The organism is Asticcacaulis benevestitus DSM 16100 = ATCC BAA-896, assembly GCF_000376105.1.
Taxonomy (GTDB): domain Bacteria; phylum Pseudomonadota; class Alphaproteobacteria; order Caulobacterales; family Caulobacteraceae; genus Asticcacaulis; species Asticcacaulis benevestitus.
Genome location: NZ_AQWM01000013.1, coordinates 45,729 through 67,897, shown reverse-complemented (window position 1 = coordinate 67,897; position 22,169 = coordinate 45,729). Strand labels below are relative to the sequence as shown.

The window sequence follows — 22,169 nt, the reverse complement described above, 5'->3', positions numbered from 1 at the left end:
ACACGTCAGCGGCGAAATTAATCGCCTTCTGAGGGAAACGATATTATGCGCAAAATGTTCAAGAAAATTGGTCTTCTCGCTGCGATGGTGATGGGCGCTACGGCTATCGCGGGGGCGGCTTCTGCCGCTCCGAATGGCACATATCTCATCAAGAATAACGCCAGTGCTCAGGTTAACCTGACAGCCAATACGTTTACTTCCGCAGGGACTACCGCCAGCTTCCCGAGCTCCGTCGCGGGTGGGGGCGGTGTTGGGTCAGGTTCTGCATCTACCTCTGCCAATGTCCTTTCCGGGACAGTCTATTATCAGGATCCGGCTACGGGTTACGGTTGCGGCTTTACGACCGTTGTGAGCTATAACAGTGGTACGGGCCTGTACACCTTCACCTTCAACAAATCTGTTCTCGGTGGCGCTGGCTCGACGGCGACCTGCGCCTTCACGGCATCGCGCAACACGTCTACGGGCACATATTCTGCTACCGCAACCATCGGCGGCTTCTGAGCTAATTTTACGACAAGTTAACAACTCTAGCCTAAGTTTACTGCCGGGCCGCAAAACGCGGCTCGGTAGTAATGTTAAGGAATGGCAAATGGAAATATCTGTAAGTCAGCCGACAGTCGTGAATGCGTCGGACGCAAAAATTTCGCAAAGCACGTCTTCAGCTACCGCAGCTGTCAACCAGAGCGTGACGGACACTGCTTTTTCTCAAAATGAGAACCAGTTCAACGAACTGACGTCAACTTTGCTAGATACGAGTGGAAAGTTTTCCCAGGACGAGCAACTCCAAGCCTATACAACGCTCCAAAAAATGGCCGTTACGGCACAGCTTCGCGGAATGGATGCGGACAGTCAGAAGCTATATGAGAAAGCTTCGATGCAGAGCGAGATAGGCAAGAAGGTTTCCAATCTTCAACAGCAGGAAGTCCAGACACTAATAAGCGCGCAAAGAAGTGGCGGCGCTGCCGGGGCAGCGCAGGCAAAATTGAATTTTTTCGACAATCTGTCCTCGTTCGACAAGCAGGTACAGTTTAACACTTATGGCGATCCGGTAAATTTCTCTGGTAACAAACGCTTTGCGAACATTGACGATTATCGCGCCAACCTAAGCGCCAATGCCCAACTCGCAAACTATATCCAGGATGCGCAAAGTAAGGGCGTTTCGGCGGGGGCTGATAGTAAACTCGCCTCTCTGTTAAAACTGGCCGACGCAAAGACCTCCGACTACAATTCATGGACAGCAAAGGTCCTGAGCCTGTTTGGCAACACGAGTACGCCCGAAGACAAGCTAGATCTGTCGCCACAAGCCCAAAAGATCGTAGGCGACCTCCCCTCTGGCAAGGGTGGCACAAGCCTTCATGCCTATCAGCCAGGCTCAATAGCGTCGGAACGCGCTTAAGGGCACTATGGATAGCCGCAACTCACATCGTGGCATCGAACTCGATCAGCCGCTCCATCGGATTTTTCCCGTTTGGCACCTTGAGCTCGCCGTCAGGCTTAAACAACTGACTCTGGTAAAGCCGTCGCTGTGGATAGATCCGGCAGAAGACCCCTGCGCTAACTTCATGCTTGATCCGGGCGGTAATCCCGAAAAGCACCAACAGTCCCTGTCTGATTATCTCCGGCCGTGTTGGGCACAATGCTGGTCATTTGAGGCGGATTCAGATGTTCTTTTACGAGCCTATTCTCGTGTGATTCTCGATCCGCTTATCCGGCGGAACATCGACCCGTCAAATGAGGGGGTTCGTGTTACAACGACAGCTCGCCGGCTGATCGCCACGATGGAGCAATGGGCGATCCAACATGAATCCGACCATTTTTTCATAGCGCCTGTTACTTATGAGAAGCCGGATCACTTTCGTCAAAGTCTGGTCAATCAATTGTCACGTCCTGAAGGTCCAAACCACTTCAGATCGCCTGATGCTCGCGCGGATTCCCTTCTTGTAAAGCGGTCGATGTTTCAGGACGAACGTGAAGTTCGTATTCTGTGCGTCGGTACAGGCCAATTGCACGAGGGTGATAAAATCAGGGCAATGCCGATTTTACCCAACCACCTGTTTACAGAGGTCCGATTTGACCCGCGACTTACTGCGTTCGAGAGACGAGAACGTGAGGAGACCCTGCGCAAGCTCGGATACGAAGGCACCTTCGTCGACGACGGCAGTTATGTACCTGTGTTGACTCTCGTCCCTCTGCCAAACGGTTGGCCATCGCCCGAATAGGGACAAGCATCCTCGATAAAGGCCTATATAATCTGCGCCGTCAGCTCACGATCGGATGAGGTGGGGATGTAACCGCATCGACAAAAATCCTTGAACTGAGCGACCTGCCTGTCGCTGAGGGTGTCTCGACGCCAGAGCTTTGTAGTGATCGCGACAGGACTGGTCGGCTGCGGCGGATCGGGAGGTTTGTGCGCGAAATTTATCAACCAGGGCCACTTTATCCCGTCCGACAGGACTCAGGTGCCGCGCCCCACGGCCCCTGCGGATGTGGGTATAAATATACAGGCGGCCCCATCGTCGTTCCGTCGCACGCATAGGAAGTGCTTCGACTTTGATTGAAGGATGATTTTCCGGAGAAATTGCGCGATACAAAAAACAGAAAATCCCTATTTTGGGGTAAGCTATTGATGACTCGGTATGATTGATGTGCTCATAAACTACACCCAGAGTAGTTGTGGGCGTAGCGTAATTCAGGTGGGCATCCTTTACGCCTATACCTGATGGGGGTAATAAATGCCGTTGTCATTCTATGCGTTAGCGCAAACATGCTCGCCGGGTGTTCATCCGGCCACTCTGGAACGGGTCGTCAGGGTTGAGTCCAGTTTCAATCCTTTCGCCATCGGCGTCGTGAAGGGCAAACTCGCGCGCCAACCGAAATCGCTCGAAGAGGCCAAGGCGACCGTCGCCATGCTTGAGCAGGCCGGGTACAACTATAGCTTGGGTCTGGCGCAGGTCAACAAACACAATCTCAAAAGCCATGGTCTCACACCCGACAGCGTTTTTGATCCATGTGAAAATCTACGCGCCGGCGGTGAGATCCTCATCGATTGTTACAAGACCGCGGGCAATATCAGCACGGATGCGCAGGGCGCGCTCCGCGACGCCTTGAGCTGCTATTATACAGGCGACCACAAGCGAGGTTACAAGCTAGGCTATGTTGCCAAGATCGAGCGGGCTCTGAAGAGCAATATACCTTCGTCCGAGCTTCGCCGGCGCACTCATGCGCTTGAGCCTCACGCCGCGCCGGTTTCGCCGGGCGCCATGCCGAACGCACCGAACGCCACCAGTTCACTGCTGTTCTAATCTTCGCAATCCGCGCCCGGACTCTGTTCTGACCGCCATGGCTTTTGCCCTTGCGTTACGAGAAACCGTGTTCGGCCGGATACCTTCTTCATCGTCAATCCAACAGAAAGCGAGTGTCATCATGCGCGTGCCTACACGTCTGCCCCTCTCATCAAAACCCTACGTCCGCTCCGCCGCGATCATAGGCTCCGTCATGCTGGCGACAGCCAATCCGGCTCTGGCCCAGGTCGCCAAGCTCACGACCGTTATGGACAATGTGAAAGCCGCGCTTGTTGGCATAGGTGTTGTTGTTCTGACCATTGCCATCATCTGGGCTGGCTTCAAGATGGTGTTTCAACACGCAAAATGGTCCGAAGTCTCGAACATCGTCATCGGCGGCGTCTTTATTGGCGGCGCCGCTGAAATCGCAGGCTGGATCATAGGCTGATGGAAGGCTTCAGAGATCCCATTTTCAAAGGGTGTACGCGACCGGCGATGTTCCTTGGCGTGCCGATGGTGCCTTTCCTTGTGATCTCGGCCACCTTTCTGCTTGCGGCGGTGTGGCTGATGTACCTGATCAGCCCCATCGTCAGCGTGCTGATCCTGCTCGTCTATGTGCCGCTAGTCCTCGCCATGCGCCAGATCACCAAGAAGGATGACCAGCGCCTTGGCCAGATGTTCCTGCGGGCAAGGATGCGCCTGCGCCATCAATCCGGCCGGAAACTCTGGTGCGCGATCTCTTATAGCCCTTTGACCTATATGAAGCGGAAACTCTGATGCGCTCTAAAGCTCTGCTCAAAGCCGCTGCAGTGGCGCAAATCTCTTCCAGCGAGTTCGTGCCCATGGGCGCGCACGTCACCGATAATGTCGTGAAGCTACGCAATTGCGGTCACTATATCGCAAGCTGGCGGCTCGATGGCATCACCTTCGAGACGGCGGATATCGAGGAGATCCATGTCCGCAAGGAAGGCCTCAACAACTTTATCCGGTCGCTGGGGGGAGGGCACTTTGCGCTTTGGACCCACAAGGTCCGGCGCGTGGTCAGGGAGCGTCTCGATGGCGCCTTCGATATCCCGTTCTGCGCGGCGCTGAACGACCGCTATAATGAGAGTTTCGACACCCATCGGCAGATCAAAACCGAGTTATATCTGACGCTGATCTATCGGCCGACGCCGTCGAAGGTTATGCGATTCTTCAAGGGGGCGGCCAAGAGATCGATGGCGGACATCAAGGCCAAGGATGCGCAAGCTCTGGCAGCCCTTGATGACGCGGCCCGTCAGTTCGAAGCCGCCATGGGCCGGTACAGCCCTCAGCGTCTGGCGACCAGAACCCGCAATGGCGTTGTCTACTCTGACATGCTGACCTTCTATGGCTACCTGCTTAATGGCGTTTGGGAAGAGACCTCCTTGCGCCGGGCGTCGATCGATCAATATCTGCCAAGCTCCAGGCTGCACTTCGGCGATCGGAACGGCATGATGGAGATTTGGCATCCGCAAGAGACCAAGTTCGTCGGCTTCCTCGACTTCCAAGACTACCCCAAATGGTCAGAGCCCGGTATGGGCAATGGCGTCCTTTATGGTGATTACGAATATATCGAGACCCAGTCGTTTAGCATCCTCAACAAGCGCGATGCCATGACGGCGCTTGTACGCCAGAAGGGGCAGCTTATAGCCTCTGAGGATGCCGGTGAGCGCGAAATCCAGGAGATGGATCTGGCTATGGATGACCTGCAAAGTGGCGTCATCGATCTTGGGGATTACCACTATGGCCTGGCTGTGTTCGGATCGTCGCTTGAACGGGTGGCGACGTCGATGTCGGAGGCGAGGTCTGTCTTACAGGATGGGCCGGGATTTAAGATGTCGGTCATCGACGCGGTGCCGGAATGCGCCTGGTTCGCGCAATTGCCGGGTAACTGGGGCATGCGGCCACGCGCCGCGCGATTGACGTCGCGCAATTTTGCAGCCTTGAGCCCGTTCCACAATTTCGCGCAAGGCAAGCGGTCCGGCAACCCGTGGGGCGAAGCTCTGGCCCTGCTCAAGACGCCGTCTGGCCAGCCCTATTATTTCAACTTTCATGCCTCGCCGGAGGGCAAGGATTCGTCGGATGAGAAATATGCCGGCAACACCTTCATCTGCGGGTCGACCGGCGTCGGCAAGACCGCGCTTGAGATGGCATTATTGGCGTTCGCCACCAAATATCAGGGCTTGCGCTGCGTTTTCTTCGATAAGGACCGGGGGGCTGAGATCGCCATTCGCGCCATGGGCGGACAGTACCATGTGCTCAAACGCGGTGCGCCGACCGGCTTCAATCCGTTCCAGCTTCGCAGTACCGAGCGCAATATTCAGTTCTGCGAGCGGTTCCTGAAGCTTCTGGTCCGCACGAATGGCAATGTCCATCTGAGCGCTCTGGAAGAGGAGCAGATCAGCCACGCGGTGCGTACCGTCATGGGCGCTGGCGTTGGCGCACGCTTGCGCTCAATCTCGGCCATTGTGCAGAACCTGCCGAAGACCGGTGATAACAGCATCGCGTTGCGTCTCAAGAAATGGATGCGTAGTGAGCCGCTCGGTTGGGCCTTCGACAACGCGACAGAGGATCAGGATTTTAGCCAAGGCAACATCTTTGCCTATGACTACACGGAATTTCTTGACGATCCGGAGGTCCGGACACCGATCATGGCCTATCTGCTGCATGTGACCGAGCAACTGATCGACGGGCGACCTTTCATTTATGTGATGGAGGAGTTCTGGAAACCATTGATGGACGAGCACTTCGCCGATTTTGCCCTCAACAAGCAAAAGACGATTCGTAAGCAAGGCGGGCTTGGCATCTTCGTGACCCAAAGTCCGTCGGACGTACTCACGCACAGGATCGGCAAGACGATGGTCGAGCAGACCGTAACGCAGATCTTCATGCCCAATCCGAAGGCGGACCATGACGACTACGTGCATGGCTTCAAGGTCACCGAAGCCGAATATCGCATCATCAAAAACCTGGGCGAAACGAGCCGTCTGTTCCTCGTCAAGCAGGGCCATAGCTCAGCCGTGGTGAAGTTCGATCTCGGCGGCATGAATGACCTCCTCAACGTGCTGTCCGGCACGACGGAGAATGTTGAACTGCTCGATCAGATCCGCGGCGAGGTTGGGGATGATCCGGACATCTGGCTGCCGGTCTTCCGCGAACGGGTCCGTCTGCGCCGCAACCTCATAAGCAAAAGGAGCCAGCAGGATGCGTAACCGAAAAGCGACTAAAGCTATGCTTGCCGTGATGGTCCTATTGTCGGGTATCAGTGACCACGCGCTGGCAGACCCTGCACGAAAGACCATAAAACCAAGAGTTTCTACGGCTGAGACCTTTGTGTTTGTGCCATCGGACGCCGTACTCAAACAGGTCGGCCAGACCCGCGCGCAGTATAATGCCGCCAATCCGCGAGCGGAAAAGGAATGGCGCAAGGCCTGGGTCGTCAAGGGCACGCCCAATGATAACGGCTATTTTGAGATGATCCGCACGCAATCGGCGGCACCGAAGGACAAAACCGGGGAGGGCAACTGATGGCGGGCCTGGCCTCCGAGATCGAGACCGCGATTGACGCGCTGCTCAACACCTTCGTCACCGAGAAGAGTGCGGCGGTCTGCGGCGTCCTGACGCCCGTGGCTCTGACGGGGGCGACCCTCTATATCCTGATGATTGGCTATGCCATCATCCGGGGGGAGGCGCATGATCCGATCCACACCTCGCTGTGGAAGTTCGTCAAGATGGCGTTTGTGGCCGCGGCGGCGCTTGGGGTGGGCACCTATCAGGGCGATGTCCTCAATGCCTTCTACGGCATCCAGGAGGGGTTAATACAGGCCTTTAGTGCTCAGACCACGGTCGGCGGTGTCATCGACGACTTCATGGTGCCCTACGACGCCCTGGCGGCGGCCATCGGTCAGGAGGCCTCGACGAGCATGGTGCCGGACCTGACGCTCTATCTGGCGATGGCCATTGTTGTTCTAGCCGAGGTGTGGATTTTTGCCATCGGGATCGGTCTTTACCTGATGGCCAAGGTGGCGCTGGCGCTTGTTCTCGCGCTTGGTCCGGCGTTCATCCTGTGCGCCATGTTTCCGGCCACCCAGCGCTATACTGAAAACTGGATCGGCCAGGTGATCAACTATGTGGTCTTAAGCGTGTTGGTCGTCGCGGCCTTTACGATGCTCACGCTTTTTGCTCAAGCCTTTGCGCAGGCCGTGCTCAATAACCTGGCGAACGACAGCGCCATCATCAAGGATTGTGTGGCCTTGCTGATCGTCTCCATTGCCCTGGGCGTGGTCATGCTGAACCTCAACTTCATCGCAAGTTCCCTGGCCGGCGGCGCGGCGATTTCGTCGCAAGGCATGGGTGTGGCCGCCATGCTGGCCGGAGGCGCTCTGGCGTTTAGCGCCTTCGGCGGCGGCGACAGGAAGGGCAGGACTTCAGGACAGACCAATTCGATTAGCCAGGGAAACGCCCAACGCGCACCCAACGCGCCAAGCCGTCCGGCGCCGGCGGCCCTGCCGTTGTACCAGCGACATACTGACGACAACCTCAACCGATGATCACAAGGAGATTTCGCATGCGTAAATGGACAGCCTTCGCCCTTGGGGTCGCCCTCGCAGCCAGCGCCTGCGGCGCAAACGCCCAGACCGTGGTTTATGATCCGCTGAACACCGCGCAGGCGATCAAGCAGGTGGCGGCGTGGAAGCAGCAATACGACCAGATGGTCGCACAGTACAACAAGCTGCAGAGCCAGCTTGATCAGGCCAAAACCCAGTACAATGCGCTGACAGGCAGCCGTAACCTCGGCGAACTGGCGTCAAACCCGTTGCTGAAAGACATCGTGCCGGCGGGTACGGCCGGGGTGTTTACGGCGATGAACAAGGACGGTTTTGCCGGTATGACAGCAACAGCGCAGGCCCTGCGCCAGGCCGAGATGCTCTACAATTGCGAAGATCGGGAAGGCACGCAAAAGACAGCGTGTGAGGCGGCGCTTAACACGACCAGCCAGGCCCAGGCCAATCAGCAAGGTACGATGGCGCTTCTGGTCCAGCGCAGCGATCAGATCACCGCGCTGCAATCACAGATCAATTTGACGCAAGACCCCAAGGCCATTGCCGAGCTTCAGGCGCGCATTCAGGTCGCCCAGGCTGAAATCGTCAATGACGCCAACCGTATTGCGGTGATGAACGCTATGGCGGCGTCGCAAGGTGAGGCGGCGCAACAGGCTTTGCGCGAGCGCACCTTGAAACGGCTGTCGGCTTCGGCGCCGGCGGTGATCGACAGCTTCACCTTCACCGTACCCAACGCCAATTGACCTCCACTACAATCGAGCCCCCAAAATCCAGACGACCTAACCCATAGGACAATACTGATGTTAGATAAGCCAGCGACGGTCTCAGCGGCCGGCGAACGGGATTTCTATGCCCAAAGCATAGACTGGGAAGCCGACCGGCAGGACCGGATCGAGCGTTCCGAGCGGCGCGCGTGGTGCGTGGCGGCGGTTGCGTCCGTCACCGCAGTGATCGCCGTCATCGGGATGGCGAGCCTGTTGCCCCTCAAAAAGATCGTGCCCTACGTGTTCGAGGTTGATAAGGCGACAGGCAATGCGGAACTGATCACAGCGGTGGGCGACGGCAAGACGGTCGAGTATCAGGACCTGCTGGATAAGCACTGGGCCAAATCTTACGTCACCGCGCACGAGACCTACATGTACCGGCTTTTGCAGGCCGATTACGACACGACCCTCGGTCTCAGCGCCAATGACGTCGGCCAGGCCTATGCCAGGCAATTCGAGGGTCCGGATGCGCTTGATAAAAAGCTCGGCGCCAATAGCGAGGTGCGCGTGAAGGTCCTCAGCATCACCCTCGCCAAAGATGCCACAGGCACCAAGGCGGTTGTCCGGTTCCAGAAGACCCTGAGCCATAACGAGTCCGGGGTGACGGAGCCGCCGCAGTTCTACGTGGCAACCCTGGCCTACGAATATAAACCGTCGCAGCATGGCAGCGAAAAGGACCTCATAGAGAACCCACTTGGCTATCGCGTGACCAGCTACCGCGTCGATTCCGAAATCACGGCGCCCGTGCCGCTGGCTGCACAGTAGGGGAGGGGGCCATGAAACGCATTGCCATTTCAGCGCTTTCGCTCCTGGTTGCAACGACCAGCAGCTATGCGGCCGATACGCCCACACCGGGCTCCGGCGACAGCCGTGTGCGCTATGTGACCTATAGCAGGGATCAGGTGACGAGCGTCGGGGTGCATGTCGGCACGGTGTCGCGCATTATCCTGGGCGATGACGAGCGTATTCAGGTATCGGCGTCGGGCATGTCGGCCGATTGCCAGAATCCCGACAGTCTGTGGTGCATCCGGGCGGATATCGACACGCATGAGATCTGGGTAAAGCCGAAGCCGGGCGCGCGGCGCAACAATCTCGAAGTGCGCACTGACAAGCGCGACTACTCCATCGAATTTGTCGTTGATCCTGCGGCCAATGGCAGCAGGGCTACACCTGCGACCATGTACCGGGTGATGTATCGTTATCCGATTGAGATTCCGACCATGGCGGCCTTCATGGCGCAAACAGCGGCCGTCCCCCACATGGACGAAGCCGCTGTGCTGAGCGATCGTCTGGCAACCAAGCCTATTCCCAAAAACTGGAAATATAGCCAAAAAGCCAAGAAGGGCTCTGACGATATTAAGCCGACTCTGGTCTTCGACGATGGTCGGTTCACCTATTTCCGCTTTGCGGGCAATCAAGAGGTGCCGACGATTTTCTATGTCGATCCGGCGGGCGATGAGTCGCGCATCAATTATCACATGGACGACGACCTGGCTGTCGTCGAACGGACGGGCAAGCGCTTCGTCCTGCGGCTGGGTGCATCCGTCGTCGGTATCTGGAACGAAGCCTTCAACCCGGATGGGTCGGGCAGCCCTGCCGGTACAACGGTTATAGGCGTTGAGAGAAAGGTCGTGCCATAATGGACAGCCAGGGAAACACCGTGACGCCGGGCGCGCCTGATCCGGAATTGAACCGCATCCCGTCGGTGAATAGCCGGGGTGGGGTCTCATCGAACATCCTGAGCAAGGTCGTGTTTGTCATAGCCGTGGTCGCCGTTTTGGCCATTGGTGGGATCGTCACCTTCAAAAAGCTCAACACGGACGCGTCGAATAGGAAAACCGAGCGAGCACTTGCCGCCAAATCGGAAAACAAACCTGCGGCGGTCACTGGCAGGCGGAAGTTCGACGCCGAGGCTTCCCCCACACATCCGGCAAGCGGCACAACCAACACGTCGGATGTTGCCATCAATGGTGCGCCAGCCTGTTCTGACGGCGGTCCTGGAACGATGGCGAGATCGGCCAATGGCGAGCCCCTGCTTGATGCGCAGGGCCAGCCGATGCGGTTTTGCGGGGACGGCAAGATGATCGTGCCCGCTTTGGAGGTCGCAGGCACCGTCCCGCCCATACCGGTCTCCGGCACGCACACGACGACCACTGCCGCCGGCCAACCGCAACCCCATGTCGATCGCTACGGCGGGGACGTCATCTTGTCCGGTGGCAGCCCAACCCGCGCAGGCAGCCAGGCCGATGCCGGCGATCCGATGAACAATCCTCTGATACGCGCTGCGCTGGGTCAGGGGCTTGGTCAGGGCGCGGGCGCACAAAAAGGCCTTATGGCAACGTCGAGCGGCCCCCAGGGCTCTGTTGGCAGTCTGCTGCAGCCCTCAGTCACTCAGGCGGTTCAGGCGGGCAAGATCGGTGACCGCAATATGATCCTGCCTATGGGGCGGAGCATCGAATGCGGGCTTTCGGTCAGGATGGTCAGCGCTTTGGCGGGTTTGACGAGCTGCGTGCTCAGCCAGAACGTCTATAGCGACAATGGACGGGTTGTCCTGTTGGAACGGGGCTCGGAGGCTACGGGAGAGTATCGGGCGGTGTCCGAGCAGGGCCAGCGGCGTCTGTTTATCATCTGGACGCGGATCAAGACACCCAATGGCATTCTGATCAACCTGGACTCGCCGGGTTCGGACAGCCTGGGCACTTCGGGCCTGCCCGGCGGGGTCGATAACCACTGGTGGCAACGGGTGGGCGGTGCGTTCCTGCTATCCACAGTCAAGGATGCAATTGCCTACAAGACAGCCGAGGCCTCCGGAAACGGTGCGGGCGGGGCCATCTTTTATCAGAACACGGCGACGACTGGCGACCGCATGGCGGAGAAGGTGCTTGATAGCACGATCAATATCCGCCCAACGATCTACAAGAACCAGGGGGACCGGGGCTCGATCTATGTGGCGCGCGATCTGGACTTCGGGAGCGTCTATGCCCTACGAGCCCAATAACCGAGCGCTGCCGCGCGACGCCATGGTGCGCGAGCTGATGAAGCCGCTCCTCCATGTGCTGGCCATTCCGGGTGCGACGGAGATCGTCATCAACCGGGCGACCGAGGCGTTCGTTGAGGTCGGTCCTGACTGGCAGTGTTACGATCTGCCCGACATGACCTATGAGCGGTTGCATGCCCTGGCGCAGACGATTGCGACTTATTCCGACCAGACCTTATGCCCGGAGCGTCCGATCCTGTCGGCCAAGCTGCCGGATGGGGAGCGGATACAGATCATTGTGCCCCCCGTTGTCGAGCCGGAGGCGATTTCGATTTCGATCCGATTGCCGTCATCGGACATACGGACCCTGGCCGAATACCAGCAAGACGGCACGTTCGACCGGTTTGTCTGGGCCAGGCCCCAGCATCTCGAAAACCGCCAGAACGACCTGCAAAGCACCGACATCGAGCTGATGAAACACCTGGAATCCAACCGGCTGGCGGATTTCATCGACCTTGCGGTCAGGGCCAAAAAGAACCTTGCCATTGTCGGCGAGACCGGGTCTGGCAAGACAACCCTAATGAAAACGATTTGCCATTCGATCCCGTCGCATGAGCGTATCATCACCATTGAGGATGTGCGCGAGCTGTTCCTGCCCCATCATCCGAACCGAGTGCATCTGCTCTACAGCAAGGGCGATCAGGGCGTGGCCAGGGTGACGCCGGCCGATCTGATTGCCGCCAATATGCGCATGAAGCCCGATCGGGTACTGCTGGCCGAATTGCGCGGTTCTGAGGCCTTCGACTACTTAAAGCTTCTGACGACCGGCCATAGCGGATCGGTGACCAGCTTTCATGCGGAATCGTGCGCGCTGGCGGCCGAGCGATACGTGTTTATGTCGAAGGAGCACAAGGATGCCGAGAGCTACGATGCCAACGCCTTAAAGGCACTCGTGACCTTGACCATCGACATCATCATTCATGTGGCGGCGGTGACGGAAGGGGAGGGGGCGAAACGGCGCAAGGCGCGCTATGTCAGCGAGGTGCATTTCGATCCGGTGGCCAAGCTCAATTCCCGTTTCGGCGAAGCGCCTCTGCACAGGGCCGGCACATGAAAAAGGTCATCCTCATCTTAGCGGCCGTCGCGATCTACGCCATAGCTGGCTATTTCGCGGTCAAATACCTGTCGGGCGCCCTGTACTTCGTGTTTAACAAGGCGGCGCCGGCCCATATAACGCCCACGACCTGGGATACCTACTGGTACGTCTATCACGAGGTACCCGGCCAGAAGAAGCGTTTGCAAATGGCCTTGGTGGCCGCGCTCGCCATCGTCTTCGTTGTTCCCGGCCTGTTCTTGGCCAAGTTTCTGGAGGGCAAGCCGCGCCCGTTACATGGGGCTGCCCGGTTTGCCAATGCTGGCGAAGTCGGTAAGGCCGGATTGTTCGGTGAGGATGGCATTATCGTTGGCAAGGATCGGGGCCGGTATTTGATCTTCGGGGGGCAGCAATTCGTCATGCTGTCGGCGCCGACGCGGTCGGGGAAGGGGGTATCGATGGTGATCCCCAACCTGCTCAATTGGCCGCATTCCTGCGTGGTGCTCGACATCAAGCTTGAGAATTACCGCCTGACCTCAAAATTCCGGGCCAGCCATGGCCAGAAGGTCTATCTGTTCAATCCGTTTGCCGAGGATTTCAGGACCCACCGCTGGAACCCGCTCGATGGCGTCAGCCGCGACCGCAATTACCGCGTCGGCGATGTGCTGGCCGTAGGCCAGGCGCTTTACCCGTCGATCGACGGCAAGGATAATTTCTGGAACGATCAGGCGCGCAACCTGTTCTTGGGCTTGGTGCTCTACCTGATGGAGACACCGACACTGGCCTGCACCTTGGGTGAAGTGTTGCGTCAATCCTCTGGCAAGGGCCGTGCGCTGAAGGATCATCTGCAATCTCTCATCAACGCGCGTAATAAGGGCGACGATCCACTCAGTGAGGATTGCCTGGATGCGCTCGGTCGCTTCTGCGCGGCGAGTGAAAACACGTTGTCGAGTATCTTGGCCACCTTCAATGCGCCCCTGACCATCTTCGCTAACCCGATTGTCGATGCGGCGACCTCGGCGTCGGACTTCGACATATCGCAGGTCCGCAAAAAGCTGATGTCGATCTATATCGGTATCCAGCCGAACCGGTTGGCCGACGCGTCCTTGCTGGTCAACGTCTTTTTCAGCCAGCTTTTGAATCTCAATACACTGGAGCTGCCGCAAAACAATCCGGCGCTGACGCACCAGTGCCTCCTCATTCTTGATGAGTTTACTGCCTTGGGCCGTGTTGGGATCATCGCCAAGGCCAACGCCTTCATCTCCGGCTATAACCTGCGCCTTCTGACTGTGATCCAGAGTGTCAGCCAGTTGGAGTCGGTCTACGGTGAAAAGGATACGCGCACGCTCGTTACCAACCATGCGCTTCAGGTGATGTTCCCGCCGAGAGAGCAGCGCGATGCCAACGCTTATTCCGAGATGCTCGGCACCTATACGGAAACAGCGATATCAAAGGGCAAGAGCAGCCCGCGCGGCGGGGGCGGGCATGGATCGAACTCGGAAAATACGTCTTACCAGCGTCGTGCTCTGATGCTGCCGCAGGAGTTGAAGGAGATGGGGGCGGGGCGCCAGATCATCCTCATGGAGGGGTTGAAGCCGATCCAATGCGACCGCATAAGATACTACGCCGATACCACCTTCATGGACCGCTTGAAGCCGCTCAGTGCCACGCTCAAACGGATCAAGACCAAAATCCCGAACCGGACACAACTCGACGAGGCGGCGTTCGTCAAAAACGAGTTGTCAGCCACGGTTGAGGGGGTCGATATGGTTCTGCATCGGGCGAGGGTAGAGGGGCGGATAAGACCGTTAAAACTCGGTGAGACCATTGATGTCGCCAAACTCGACCTTGACCTCAAAAAACTGCCGCGGCTCGACGACCAGAACAATCCGTCGCCGGCCTCGATCGAGACCTTTGTCGATGCCGCGCTCGACCAGTTCGATGGCCTGAGGCCTCAAAGCGCCAAAAGCCAGATGCGAGGACGCAAAACTCAAAACCCGACACAAGCCGCAAAGCCGAAGGCCAAACAGCCGGCCGTTATCGACATGGCCGCCCCATGAGCTTGCCTATATCCCAGAACAGGAGACCGACTATGAAACTTACAAGCTTAACCGGCCTTGCCACCGTTTTGGCGCTGGCGGGCTGCGCCTCGCCCAATGCCGATGCGCCGCCCTCGGCGTTGGGCCGGACTCCGATTAATTCGAACTCAGGGATCGCCGCTTATCAGGCACAGCAGCCTGCGCCGAACCTGACCGCGACGGACACGCGCATTGAACGGCAAGTCAACGACCTATCACGGCAGGTGGGCGAGCTGAAGGCGTATCTCGTCATGTTGCAGGCCAATCAGGAACAGGCGGGCTTTGTCCCGGCGGCCTATGGCCAGACTGCCCACATGCCCAAACACAGCCTGGCGCAAACGACCCAGGGCCAAAAGGCAGCTATCTCAGCCCCCTCGCTCAGCATGAGCATTGGCCATGACCTAGGCGCCAGCAAGTTCAGCCTCAGTGAAGACGAGGCGGTGAGCTTCGTAGCGGCGGCTAAGGCCAGTGGTCACATCACCATACGTGGCCGCTCGGATGGCAACAAGCTTACGCCTCAAGCCAAGGCGCTGGCTATTGACCGGGCGGTCAGGGTCAAGGCCTTCCTGATGAGCCAGGGGGTATCCGGCGATAATATCAGAATCACCTACTGCACGCATGGCTGCCAGGTCGCCGATGGCGCGACGGCCGATGGCAGAAGGTTGAACCGGCAGACCATTGTCGAGCTGCGTAGCCCGATGAGCCTGTACTCACTCGCCTTGGCACAAAGGGAGTAGGGCGATGAACGAGATTGAGGATGGCCGCGAGCGGTTGCTTAGCGAAGAGGTCCATAAGGCAAAGGTCAATCTGGAGGCACGCTTGAAGACTGCCGACTGGTCCTATGACTATTCCGACGACGCAAATACCCGGCGAAAAGGCGCGGCCGTTATCGACAGGATCTATAAGGATATTGACGCTCTGGCCAAACAGGACCGTCAGACGGCGACTGAAGTCTGGGACCGATATGCGCCCAAGGACCAGAAGCGCCCGCCGTCGCTGGACACGCAGATCGAAGCTCAGACGCAAACTCAGACACAAGACTCGGCTCAACAAGCTCAGAGGCCTAAATCCGGACCCGGTAGTATGCGCTTTATCAATGCGCTCGACCGGGAAATGGCCAAGGCACATCTGGCGGAAAGTGGTTGGCGCGACCGTCAGGACCTGGCCAGGGTGATGACCGATCTTGAGGCGCTGACGCAAGTCAATCCCGGCAAGGCGACCGAGTTATGGGACAAGCATCGGCCAGGGGACCCGGATAAACCGATCTTCATCGACAATGATGAGAAGGACCCAAAGGAAAAAAGCCAGAACCCGATTAAGGATCAGTCCCCCCCAAAAAAGGACAAGCCGGACGACAAGGTCAAAACCGACTTCGACGATCCGGTGCTTGAGGCGCTTCGCAAACGCTACCTTGTGGCAGACGACAAATACTATAAACGCGACACCGCTCGGACTTTGGCGTTTGAGGACCATGGCCGGCGGCTGACGACCAAGCATGATGATGCGGAGATCGCGATTTCGATGGTCGAGCTCGCCCAGATTAAGGGGTGGGAGACGATCAAGGTCAAGGGCAGCGAGGCCTTCCGGCGTGAGGTGTGGTTGCAGGCGCAGCTTCAGGGCCTTGAGGTTCAGGGTTTCAGGCCGCAGGCGGTTGATCTGGTCAAGCTTTCGGAACGTCAGGCCGACAATAACCGCCCGGCCATCGGCGCCATCAACACGATTGAGAAGAGTGAGCGGAGCCGAACCCAACCCCAACCCCAACCCCAACCCCAACCCCAACCCGAAAACACCAAACAAACCCAGATCGACGAGCCGACCGCGAAGCTGACGGATAATCAGCAGATCGCGCTCGATGCCTTAAAAGCTGTTATGCGGGCGCGGGGTGACGGCGATAAGGCGATTGAGATGGCCGAAGCGGTTGCGCGGGATCGCTTCCAGACGCACCGTGTCCATGTCGGTAAGGTCATTGAACAGGGGACGGCGCCGTTTGAGAACGATCCGAAGAATGAGCGGTCCCCCTTTGTGCGGCTAGATACGCCGAAGGGTAGGGAGGTCATCTGGGGCGCTGACTTACCTCGGGCGCTGGAAGAGGCCAAGGCAGGCGTGGGCGACGAAATCACCCTAACGTCTTCCGGCAAACGACCTGTGACGATTACGGTGAAGGACCGAGACGACACTGGCAAGGTTACCGGTGAGCGGGAGGTCGTCGTCAATCGCAATGCCTGGGAAGCGCGAAAGCTTGAGACGTTGCGTGAGGAGGCAAAACTAAGGGTGATCCACCAGGCCGAAAAGGCCAACCCCACGATTCGCACCTATGATGCTAACGCGCCGCGTGTCGAGCCCCGACGGGAAATCACCAAACCACAGGCCAAGATCGAAAAGGACCGCTCGCGCGTTTGATCGTCATGCCGTGCAAGCGTTCGGTTTTCGTTTTTTCCGCCTTGGTGAAAATATCGTACTACATAAATATAGTGTTGTGGAACAGGATGTTTACAATGCCGTCGCCGCACAGGCACTCGCTTGGCGTACGAAAAGCCCTTCTTGCCCTTGGCCTTAACATATGCGGGTTAGAGAACTGATGTCGTTGCGTCTGGGGAATATTGACGTCGAACGTCGAACGATCCGTGTCCGCGGGAAGGGAAGGGAAGTCGTGAGCCACAGGTCTTTCTAAGCCATGACGACGTACTTATTTCAAAGCGCTATGCTTCATACCTCGATCAAAATGTCCGAAGCGATGTCGCTCTATTTTGGAGTGTGAAGATGTTATCTCAAAGGAGAATTTCGCCCATTCACGGTTGTTAAGCGCACGCGACAATGGTATCCGGGTAATGGGAATAGGGGGCGCTTTGTGCAGACCGAACGCAAGTCAGAAACAGAAAATGAAGCAGCAATTGATAGTGGCCTGTTATGCCTGACGGCCTTAATGGGGTTTCTGGGTAAGGCTGTAGATGCAAATCAAGTCCGACATGACCTCGGTATTGGCTCGAAAGCCGCCACAGCACCGGAGTTGCTTCGCGCCGCAAAGCACCTGAACGTAAAAGCAAAATCCGCGCAAGTTTCGTCAGATAGGCTGGGACGGCAACCGTTGCCCGCGATTGCACGTCTGACCACAGGGTCGTTCATCATTGTTTTGCAGGCGTCGAAGGACCAAGTCCTGGTCTTTAATCCAGCCGAACCGGCACCCAGAGCCTTTAGCCTTGCAGAATTCGAAGCGGTCTATACGGGTGAACTGCTGCTATTCACAGTTCGCGATGGTATCGGAAGTTCGACAAAGGCCTTTGATGTCACATGGTTTATCCCGGCCATTATCAAATATCGGCATATTTTACGCGATGTCCTGATCGTATCTTTTTTTATTCAGATACTGGCTCTGCTGACGCCTCTATTCTTTCAGGTCGTCATAGATAAGGTGCTTGTTCACAAAGGGCTGACGACCTTAGAAATCCTCGCCATTGGCCTTCTGTGCGTCTCCTTGTTCGACGTCTTGCTGGGGGCGCTAAGAACCTATCTGTTCTCCCATACCACTAGTCGTGTCGATGTCGAACTTGGCGCCAAACTATTCCAACACCTTACGCGGCTGCCCATGGCCTATTTTCAGGCGCGTCGGGTGGGCGATACGATTGCACGTGTCCGGGAGCTTGAGAATATAAGGGAGTTCCTGACGTCTTCGGCTCTCACTGCGGTGCTGGACCTTTTCTTTGGCGTCATATTCCTTATCGTCATGGGGCTATACAGCCTTTGGCTCCTGCTTATCGTTCTCATCACCCTGCCTCTTTATGCATTGATCGTCTATTTCCTGGCGCCGATCCTGAAAGACCGGCTTGATGAAAAGTTCGCGCGCGGGGCTGAGAGCCAGGCTTTTTTGGTTGAATCCATCACAGCTGTAGAGACTCTCAAAGCCTCTGCCGTCGAGCCCCAGGCACAAACGCGCTGGGAAGGCCTTCTCGCGTCCTACATCAAAGCAGGCTTCTCTGCCCGAATGGTTGCCAATTGGGGATCGCAGGCGATCCAACTCGTCAACAAGGTGGGCACAGTTGCGCTGTTGTTTTTCGGTGCGAAGCTTGTAATCGACGGCCAACTGACAGTGGGTGAACTGGTCGCCTTCAATATGCTGGCCGGGCAGGTGGCAGGACCGGTCTTACGCATTGCGCAATTGGCACAGGATTTTCAGCAGGCAAAGCTCTCGGTACAGCGATTGGGTGATATTCTAAATACGCCAACTGAGCCCGTCCCGAGCGCTGATCGGGGCCGACTACCCGATCTACGCGGCGATGTTCGTCTAGAGCATGTCGGGTTTCGATATCGTTCCGATGGGCCGGAGGTGTTGGCGGACCTATCCCTGCAAATTGCCCCGGGTGAGGTTCTGGGTATCGTCGGTCCCTCCGGGTCGGGTAAATCGACGCTGACCAAACTCGTGCAGCGTTTGCACACCCCAGAGAAAGGCCGTGTCCTGGTCGATGGAATGGATGTCAGTTTAATCGATCCCGCCTGGCTTCGCCGGCAGGTCGGAGTCGTTTTGCAGGAAAATATACTTTTCAACCGATCTGTTCGTGAAAACATCGCCTTGTCCAATCCGGCGATGAGTATGGATGCTGTGGTGAACGCCGCCAAAACCGCCGGTGCGCATGATTTCATTCTGGAACTGTCGGAAGGGTATGACAGCCATATCGATGAACGCGGTTCCAATCTGTCCGGAGGCCAGCGCCAGCGGATCGCTATCGCCAGAGCGCTGGCGTCGAACCCGCGTATTTTGATTTTCGATGAAGCGACCAGCGCACTTGATGCCGAATCGGAAGAGATCGTCCAGAACAACCTCGACAAGATCGTCGCCGGGCGAACCGTAATCATCATCGCGCACAGACTGTCGGCTGTGAGACGGGCCAACCGCATCATTACGATGGAGAAGGGCCGGATCGTTGAGGCTGGGACGCACGACGTGTTGTTGAAAGCCGGAGGGCGTTACGCTCAGCTTTACCGCAAACAAATGGGCCTTCAACATGGTGTGGAAATGGAGGTAAGCGATGTTTAAGACGCTCAAAAGCCATTTCGATACGACGCTGGAAAGCCTCAAGCTCATCAAACAGAGCGAAGCCAGCAAAACGCGGTATGACAACACGGCATTCCTTCCGGCTGCGTTAGATATATTGGAAACACCACCCAACCCCTTGGGGCGTGGCGTCGTGTGGGTCATTGTCAGCTTCCTGATGATTGCCTTGATCTGGTCGATTGTAGGCTCAGTCGATATCGTCGCAATCGGCGAAGGCAAGATTATCCCAAGAGGCCAGGTCAAGGTCATACAGTCGGCCGATCTGGGCGTGGTGCGCGAACTTCACGTCAAGGAGGGGCAGGCGGTAAAGGCTGGTGACGCCCTTATAGTTCTTGACCCTACGGTATCCGGAGCTGAAGTCCAACAGGCACAACAAGCCTTACTGACAGCGCAACTCGAACTGGCGCAGTCGCGCGCCCTCGCTGATTTTGTGGCGGGCCGACCGGCGCACTACGAAGCGCCCGTTGGGGCCGATCTAACAGCTTCGGCAGTTCAGAGTGCTTACTTGCAGCAGCGTATTGACGAACAGAGGTCTACCTTGAGCGGCCTCAACGAGGCGCGCGTTCAACGCGCTTCTGAGTCCCGCATGAATATCGAAGAAGGTCGCAAGCTCAGTCAACAACTGCCATTGCTGGAGGAGCGTCTGCGCGACTTACAGTCCCTGCACGAGCAAGGACTGGCGCCAAAGACCGTTGTAAACGAAGCCCATGAGCGGGCGATCGGTATGCGTCAGGACATATTGATAAGGCGCGAGGAAGGTCATAAGGCACAGGCCGCAGCACTTGCGGCTAATCAGGCGTACATTTCGCAAAGAAGCAAGTTTGCCAGCGACGCCTTGAAGGCCTTGACCGAGGCCGAAGCCAATTACCGTTTGCGGGAGGAAGAACTTAAAAAGACCAGAGAAAAAGCTCGCCTCACGGTGCTCAGGGCACCCGTCGATGGCTATGCGCAACAGCTTCAGCTTCACACGGTGGGCGGTGTTGTTAAGGCGGCCGATCCGCTACTGGTCATCGTACCCAAAGGCGCGGAACTTCTCGTTGAGGCGAGCTTTCCCAATCGGGAAGTTGGCTTTCTGCGGGCGGGGCAGCTGGTGGAGGTCAAGCTGGAGGCCTTTCCTTTCACCCGGTATGGCACGTTAACTGGTAGGCTGGAGCAAATCAGCCGGGACGCCATAAACGATGAGAAGCGAGGCTTGCTCTATACCGCGATCGTGGCCGTTGACGCGCCGGCCCAGCAACAAAGTGGTGGTAAAAGTCATCAAATCCAGCCGAGTATGATTCAGCCAGGGATGGCGGCCAGCGTGGAAATCAAAACTGGCCGTAGAAGTATTATCAGTTACCTCCTGTCACCGTTGTCTCGGAGGGTGAGTGAGGCCGGTAGGGAGCGTTAGCAGGATGCTATTTGTTGTAGACGCCAAGACGCTAGCAGAAGTAAGCCGTCGAAATGCCGCCGTTTAACGTCAAGTCTGAAAATTATAAAGTCGTTTATAGAAGGTCGGCACACCTCATAAATGATGAAAAAATGGTTGTCATGTACCGCAATAGTTGTCATAAATATGCAACCAAAGGGTGTAATTGCTGACTTCGCCGACAAACAGGTGGGGCTCGGGCTTAACTCCGAGCCAAGTCACCACGCGAGTCTTACCTGACGGCTTAGGCCTTGTGGTTGAGTCCACCGGATAACCGTATTTTTGGGAATGAGGGAATGAAATGGCGTGGGAACGTATTGAAGATACTGGCAAAAGGTTGCGTGACAATCCGTACTGCTATTTTGATTCTGATAATGGAAGGACCTATCGTTCCGCAAGTTACCACATGATGAAGGAAGGAAATATTCCTGTCAATGCAGGTTTTCTCTTATCCGGCTCTGATCTATTTCTCCCAGGTTATTACGAACAAACTGATCTTGTGGCTTACGAAGACATATTTTCTGGAATGTCAGGGACCAGAGTATTGTATGATTACACAATTGGAGAGCTGGGAAACTATAGGGAGGCTGCAGGAGTACTTGTTGAAATGTCAGGCTATACTAACCCGCCATTTTTCATCACGGCCGACGACGACCAGGTTGAAGGCTACCTTGACCTATTGCTTTCCTTCTATGTAGCCAGAGACAAAATCAGCCTACAGCCAGAAGGTGTGCCTATTCGATCAGCATGGGTTATCAAGAAACTGATATTCGCCTGCAGGCATACAGGGAAAACAATAGTTAAGCATAATGTTGAATCAAATCAGTATCTAAATTTAAAATTTAAAGGTTGGTAAGTTCAATGTCAATTACGTTGCAGCAAGCGCTCGGCCAATTCAACGCACTTCCGTCCGGAAGTGATTTGACAACGGGTGTCCT

General features: G+C 56.8%; 20 protein-coding genes. All 20 read left to right on the top strand.

Annotation, left to right across the window (positions count from 1 at the left end; genetic code table 11):
* The first annotated feature begins 45 nt into the window (after positions 1-45).
* The 20 genes from B060_RS0113765 (at position 46) to B060_RS0113665 (ending at position 22,087) form a co-directional block, all read left to right on the top strand.
* Positions 46-501: a hypothetical protein gene (locus B060_RS0113765; protein ID WP_018082376.1), complete on the top strand. Its 456-nt coding sequence runs from the start codon at positions 46-48 to the stop codon at positions 499-501.
* Between the two features lie 88 nt (positions 502-589).
* Positions 590-1,396: a hypothetical protein gene (locus B060_RS0113760; protein ID WP_018082375.1), complete on the top strand. Its 807-nt coding sequence runs from the start codon at positions 590-592 to the stop codon at positions 1,394-1,396.
* Positions 1,397-1,403: 7 nt separating this feature from the next.
* Entirely contained in the window at positions 1,404-2,219 is an 816-nt protein-coding gene (locus B060_RS27205; RefSeq protein WP_155847659.1) for a hypothetical protein, read from the top strand.
* A 513-nt stretch (positions 2,220-2,732) separates the two neighbouring features.
* Positions 2,733-3,302 carry a lytic transglycosylase domain-containing protein gene (locus B060_RS24605; protein WP_018082372.1) on the top strand — a complete coding sequence of 190 codons (570 nt, stop codon included), beginning with the start codon at positions 2,733-2,735 and terminating at the stop codon, positions 3,300-3,302.
* Between the two features lie 121 nt (positions 3,303-3,423).
* Positions 3,424-3,729, top strand: coding sequence for a TrbC/VirB2 family protein (locus B060_RS0113740; protein ID WP_018082371.1), 306 nt, complete (start codon positions 3,424-3,426; stop codon positions 3,727-3,729).
* Positions 3,729-4,058 (top strand): VirB3 family type IV secretion system protein, encoded by a 330-nt coding sequence (locus tag B060_RS0113735; RefSeq protein WP_026172836.1) that lies wholly within the window; start codon positions 3,729-3,731, stop codon positions 4,056-4,058. Before B060_RS0113740 ends, B060_RS0113735 begins: the two co-directional genes overlap by 1 nt.
* Positions 4,058-6,514 carry a VirB4 family type IV secretion/conjugal transfer ATPase gene (locus B060_RS0113730; RefSeq protein ID WP_018082369.1) on the top strand — a complete coding sequence of 819 codons (2,457 nt, stop codon included), beginning with the start codon at positions 4,058-4,060 and terminating at the stop codon, positions 6,512-6,514. The genes B060_RS0113735 and B060_RS0113730 overlap by 1 nt, the downstream gene beginning before the upstream one ends.
* A gap of 121 nt (positions 6,515-6,635) precedes the next feature.
* Positions 6,636-6,830 (top strand): hypothetical protein, encoded by a 195-nt coding sequence (locus B060_RS0113725; protein ID WP_018082368.1) that lies wholly within the window; start codon positions 6,636-6,638, stop codon positions 6,828-6,830.
* Positions 6,830-7,852, top strand: coding sequence for a TrbL/VirB6 family protein (locus B060_RS0113720; RefSeq protein WP_018082367.1), 1,023 nt, complete (start codon positions 6,830-6,832; stop codon positions 7,850-7,852). The genes B060_RS0113725 and B060_RS0113720 overlap by 1 nt, the downstream gene beginning before the upstream one ends.
* A 17-nt stretch (positions 7,853-7,869) precedes the next feature.
* A complete protein-coding gene (locus B060_RS0113715) occupies positions 7,870-8,607 on the top strand; it encodes a TrbJ/VirB5 family protein (RefSeq protein WP_018082366.1) in 738 nt (245 codons plus the stop codon).
* A 57-nt stretch (positions 8,608-8,664) separates the two neighbouring features.
* Positions 8,665-9,393: a VirB8 family type IV secretion system protein gene (locus B060_RS0113710; protein WP_018082365.1), complete on the top strand. Its 729-nt coding sequence runs from the start codon at positions 8,665-8,667 to the stop codon at positions 9,391-9,393.
* Positions 9,394-9,404: 11 nt separating this feature from the next.
* The gene (locus B060_RS0113705) at positions 9,405-10,268 is read left to right on the top strand and encodes a TrbG/VirB9 family P-type conjugative transfer protein (RefSeq protein ID WP_018082364.1); all 864 of its coding nucleotides are present in this window, start codon (positions 9,405-9,407) and stop codon (positions 10,266-10,268) included.
* The gene (virB10, locus tag B060_RS27200; RefSeq protein ID WP_018082363.1) at positions 10,268-11,626 is read left to right on the top strand and encodes a type IV secretion system protein VirB10; all 1,359 of its coding nucleotides are present in this window, start codon (positions 10,268-10,270) and stop codon (positions 11,624-11,626) included. Before B060_RS0113705 ends, virB10 begins: the two co-directional genes overlap by 1 nt.
* On the top strand, positions 11,607-12,719 hold the full coding sequence (gene virB11 / locus B060_RS0113695) for a P-type DNA transfer ATPase VirB11 (RefSeq protein ID WP_018082362.1): 1,113 nt from the start codon (positions 11,607-11,609) through the stop codon (positions 12,717-12,719). Before virB10 ends, virB11 begins: the two co-directional genes overlap by 20 nt.
* Positions 12,716-14,758, top strand: a complete 2,043-nt coding sequence (locus B060_RS24595; RefSeq protein ID WP_023447301.1) for a type IV secretory system conjugative DNA transfer family protein — start codon at positions 12,716-12,718, stop codon at positions 14,756-14,758. The genes virB11 and B060_RS24595 overlap by 4 nt, the downstream gene beginning before the upstream one ends.
* A gap of 32 nt (positions 14,759-14,790) precedes the next feature.
* Entirely contained in the window at positions 14,791-15,513 is a 723-nt protein-coding gene (locus B060_RS0113685; RefSeq protein WP_018082361.1) for an OmpA family protein, read from the top strand.
* Positions 15,514-15,517: 4 nt separating this feature from the next.
* The gene (locus tag B060_RS0113680) at positions 15,518-17,176 is read left to right on the top strand and encodes an LPD7 domain-containing protein (protein ID WP_018082360.1); all 1,659 of its coding nucleotides are present in this window, start codon (positions 15,518-15,520) and stop codon (positions 17,174-17,176) included.
* Positions 17,177-17,624: 448 nt separating this feature from the next.
* Entirely contained in the window at positions 17,625-19,805 is a 2,181-nt protein-coding gene (locus B060_RS0113675; RefSeq protein WP_018082359.1) for a type I secretion system permease/ATPase, read from the top strand.
* Complete coding sequence (locus B060_RS0113670) at positions 19,798-21,213, top strand: HlyD family type I secretion periplasmic adaptor subunit (RefSeq protein WP_018082358.1); 1,416 nt, start codon at positions 19,798-19,800, stop codon at positions 21,211-21,213. The genes B060_RS0113675 and B060_RS0113670 overlap by 8 nt, the downstream gene beginning before the upstream one ends.
* A 319-nt stretch (positions 21,214-21,532) precedes the next feature.
* Positions 21,533-22,087, top strand: a complete 555-nt coding sequence (locus B060_RS0113665) for a hypothetical protein (protein ID WP_018082357.1) — start codon at positions 21,533-21,535, stop codon at positions 22,085-22,087.
* Positions 22,088-22,169: the final 82 nt, after the last annotated feature.

Coding starts and splice junctions, on each gene's coding strand:
- B060_RS0113765 (WP_018082376.1), top strand. CDS start 46: ATGCGCAAAATGTTCAAGAAAATTGGTCTTCTCGCTGCGATGGTGATG.
- B060_RS0113760 (WP_018082375.1), top strand. CDS start 590: ATGGAAATATCTGTAAGTCAGCCGACAGTCGTGAATGCGTCGGACGCA.
- B060_RS27205 (WP_155847659.1), top strand. CDS start 1,404: ATGGATAGCCGCAACTCACATCGTGGCATCGAACTCGATCAGCCGCTC.
- B060_RS24605 (WP_018082372.1), top strand. CDS start 2,733: ATGCCGTTGTCATTCTATGCGTTAGCGCAAACATGCTCGCCGGGTGTT.
- B060_RS0113740 (WP_018082371.1), top strand. CDS start 3,424: ATGCGCGTGCCTACACGTCTGCCCCTCTCATCAAAACCCTACGTCCGC.
- B060_RS0113735 (WP_026172836.1), top strand. CDS start 3,729: ATGGAAGGCTTCAGAGATCCCATTTTCAAAGGGTGTACGCGACCGGCG.
- B060_RS0113730 (WP_018082369.1), top strand. CDS start 4,058: ATGCGCTCTAAAGCTCTGCTCAAAGCCGCTGCAGTGGCGCAAATCTCT.
- B060_RS0113720 (WP_018082367.1), top strand. CDS start 6,830: ATGGCGGGCCTGGCCTCCGAGATCGAGACCGCGATTGACGCGCTGCTC.
- B060_RS0113715 (WP_018082366.1), top strand. CDS start 7,870: ATGCGTAAATGGACAGCCTTCGCCCTTGGGGTCGCCCTCGCAGCCAGC.
- B060_RS0113710 (WP_018082365.1), top strand. CDS start 8,665: ATGTTAGATAAGCCAGCGACGGTCTCAGCGGCCGGCGAACGGGATTTC.
- B060_RS0113705 (WP_018082364.1), top strand. CDS start 9,405: ATGAAACGCATTGCCATTTCAGCGCTTTCGCTCCTGGTTGCAACGACC.
- virB10 (WP_018082363.1), top strand. CDS start 10,268: ATGGACAGCCAGGGAAACACCGTGACGCCGGGCGCGCCTGATCCGGAA.
- virB11 (WP_018082362.1), top strand. CDS start 11,607: ATGCCCTACGAGCCCAATAACCGAGCGCTGCCGCGCGACGCCATGGTG.
- B060_RS24595 (WP_023447301.1), top strand. CDS start 12,716: ATGAAAAAGGTCATCCTCATCTTAGCGGCCGTCGCGATCTACGCCATA.
- B060_RS0113685 (WP_018082361.1), top strand. CDS start 14,791: ATGAAACTTACAAGCTTAACCGGCCTTGCCACCGTTTTGGCGCTGGCG.
- B060_RS0113680 (WP_018082360.1), top strand. CDS start 15,518: ATGAACGAGATTGAGGATGGCCGCGAGCGGTTGCTTAGCGAAGAGGTC.
- B060_RS0113670 (WP_018082358.1), top strand. CDS start 19,798: ATGTTTAAGACGCTCAAAAGCCATTTCGATACGACGCTGGAAAGCCTC.
- B060_RS0113665 (WP_018082357.1), top strand. CDS start 21,533: ATGGCGTGGGAACGTATTGAAGATACTGGCAAAAGGTTGCGTGACAAT.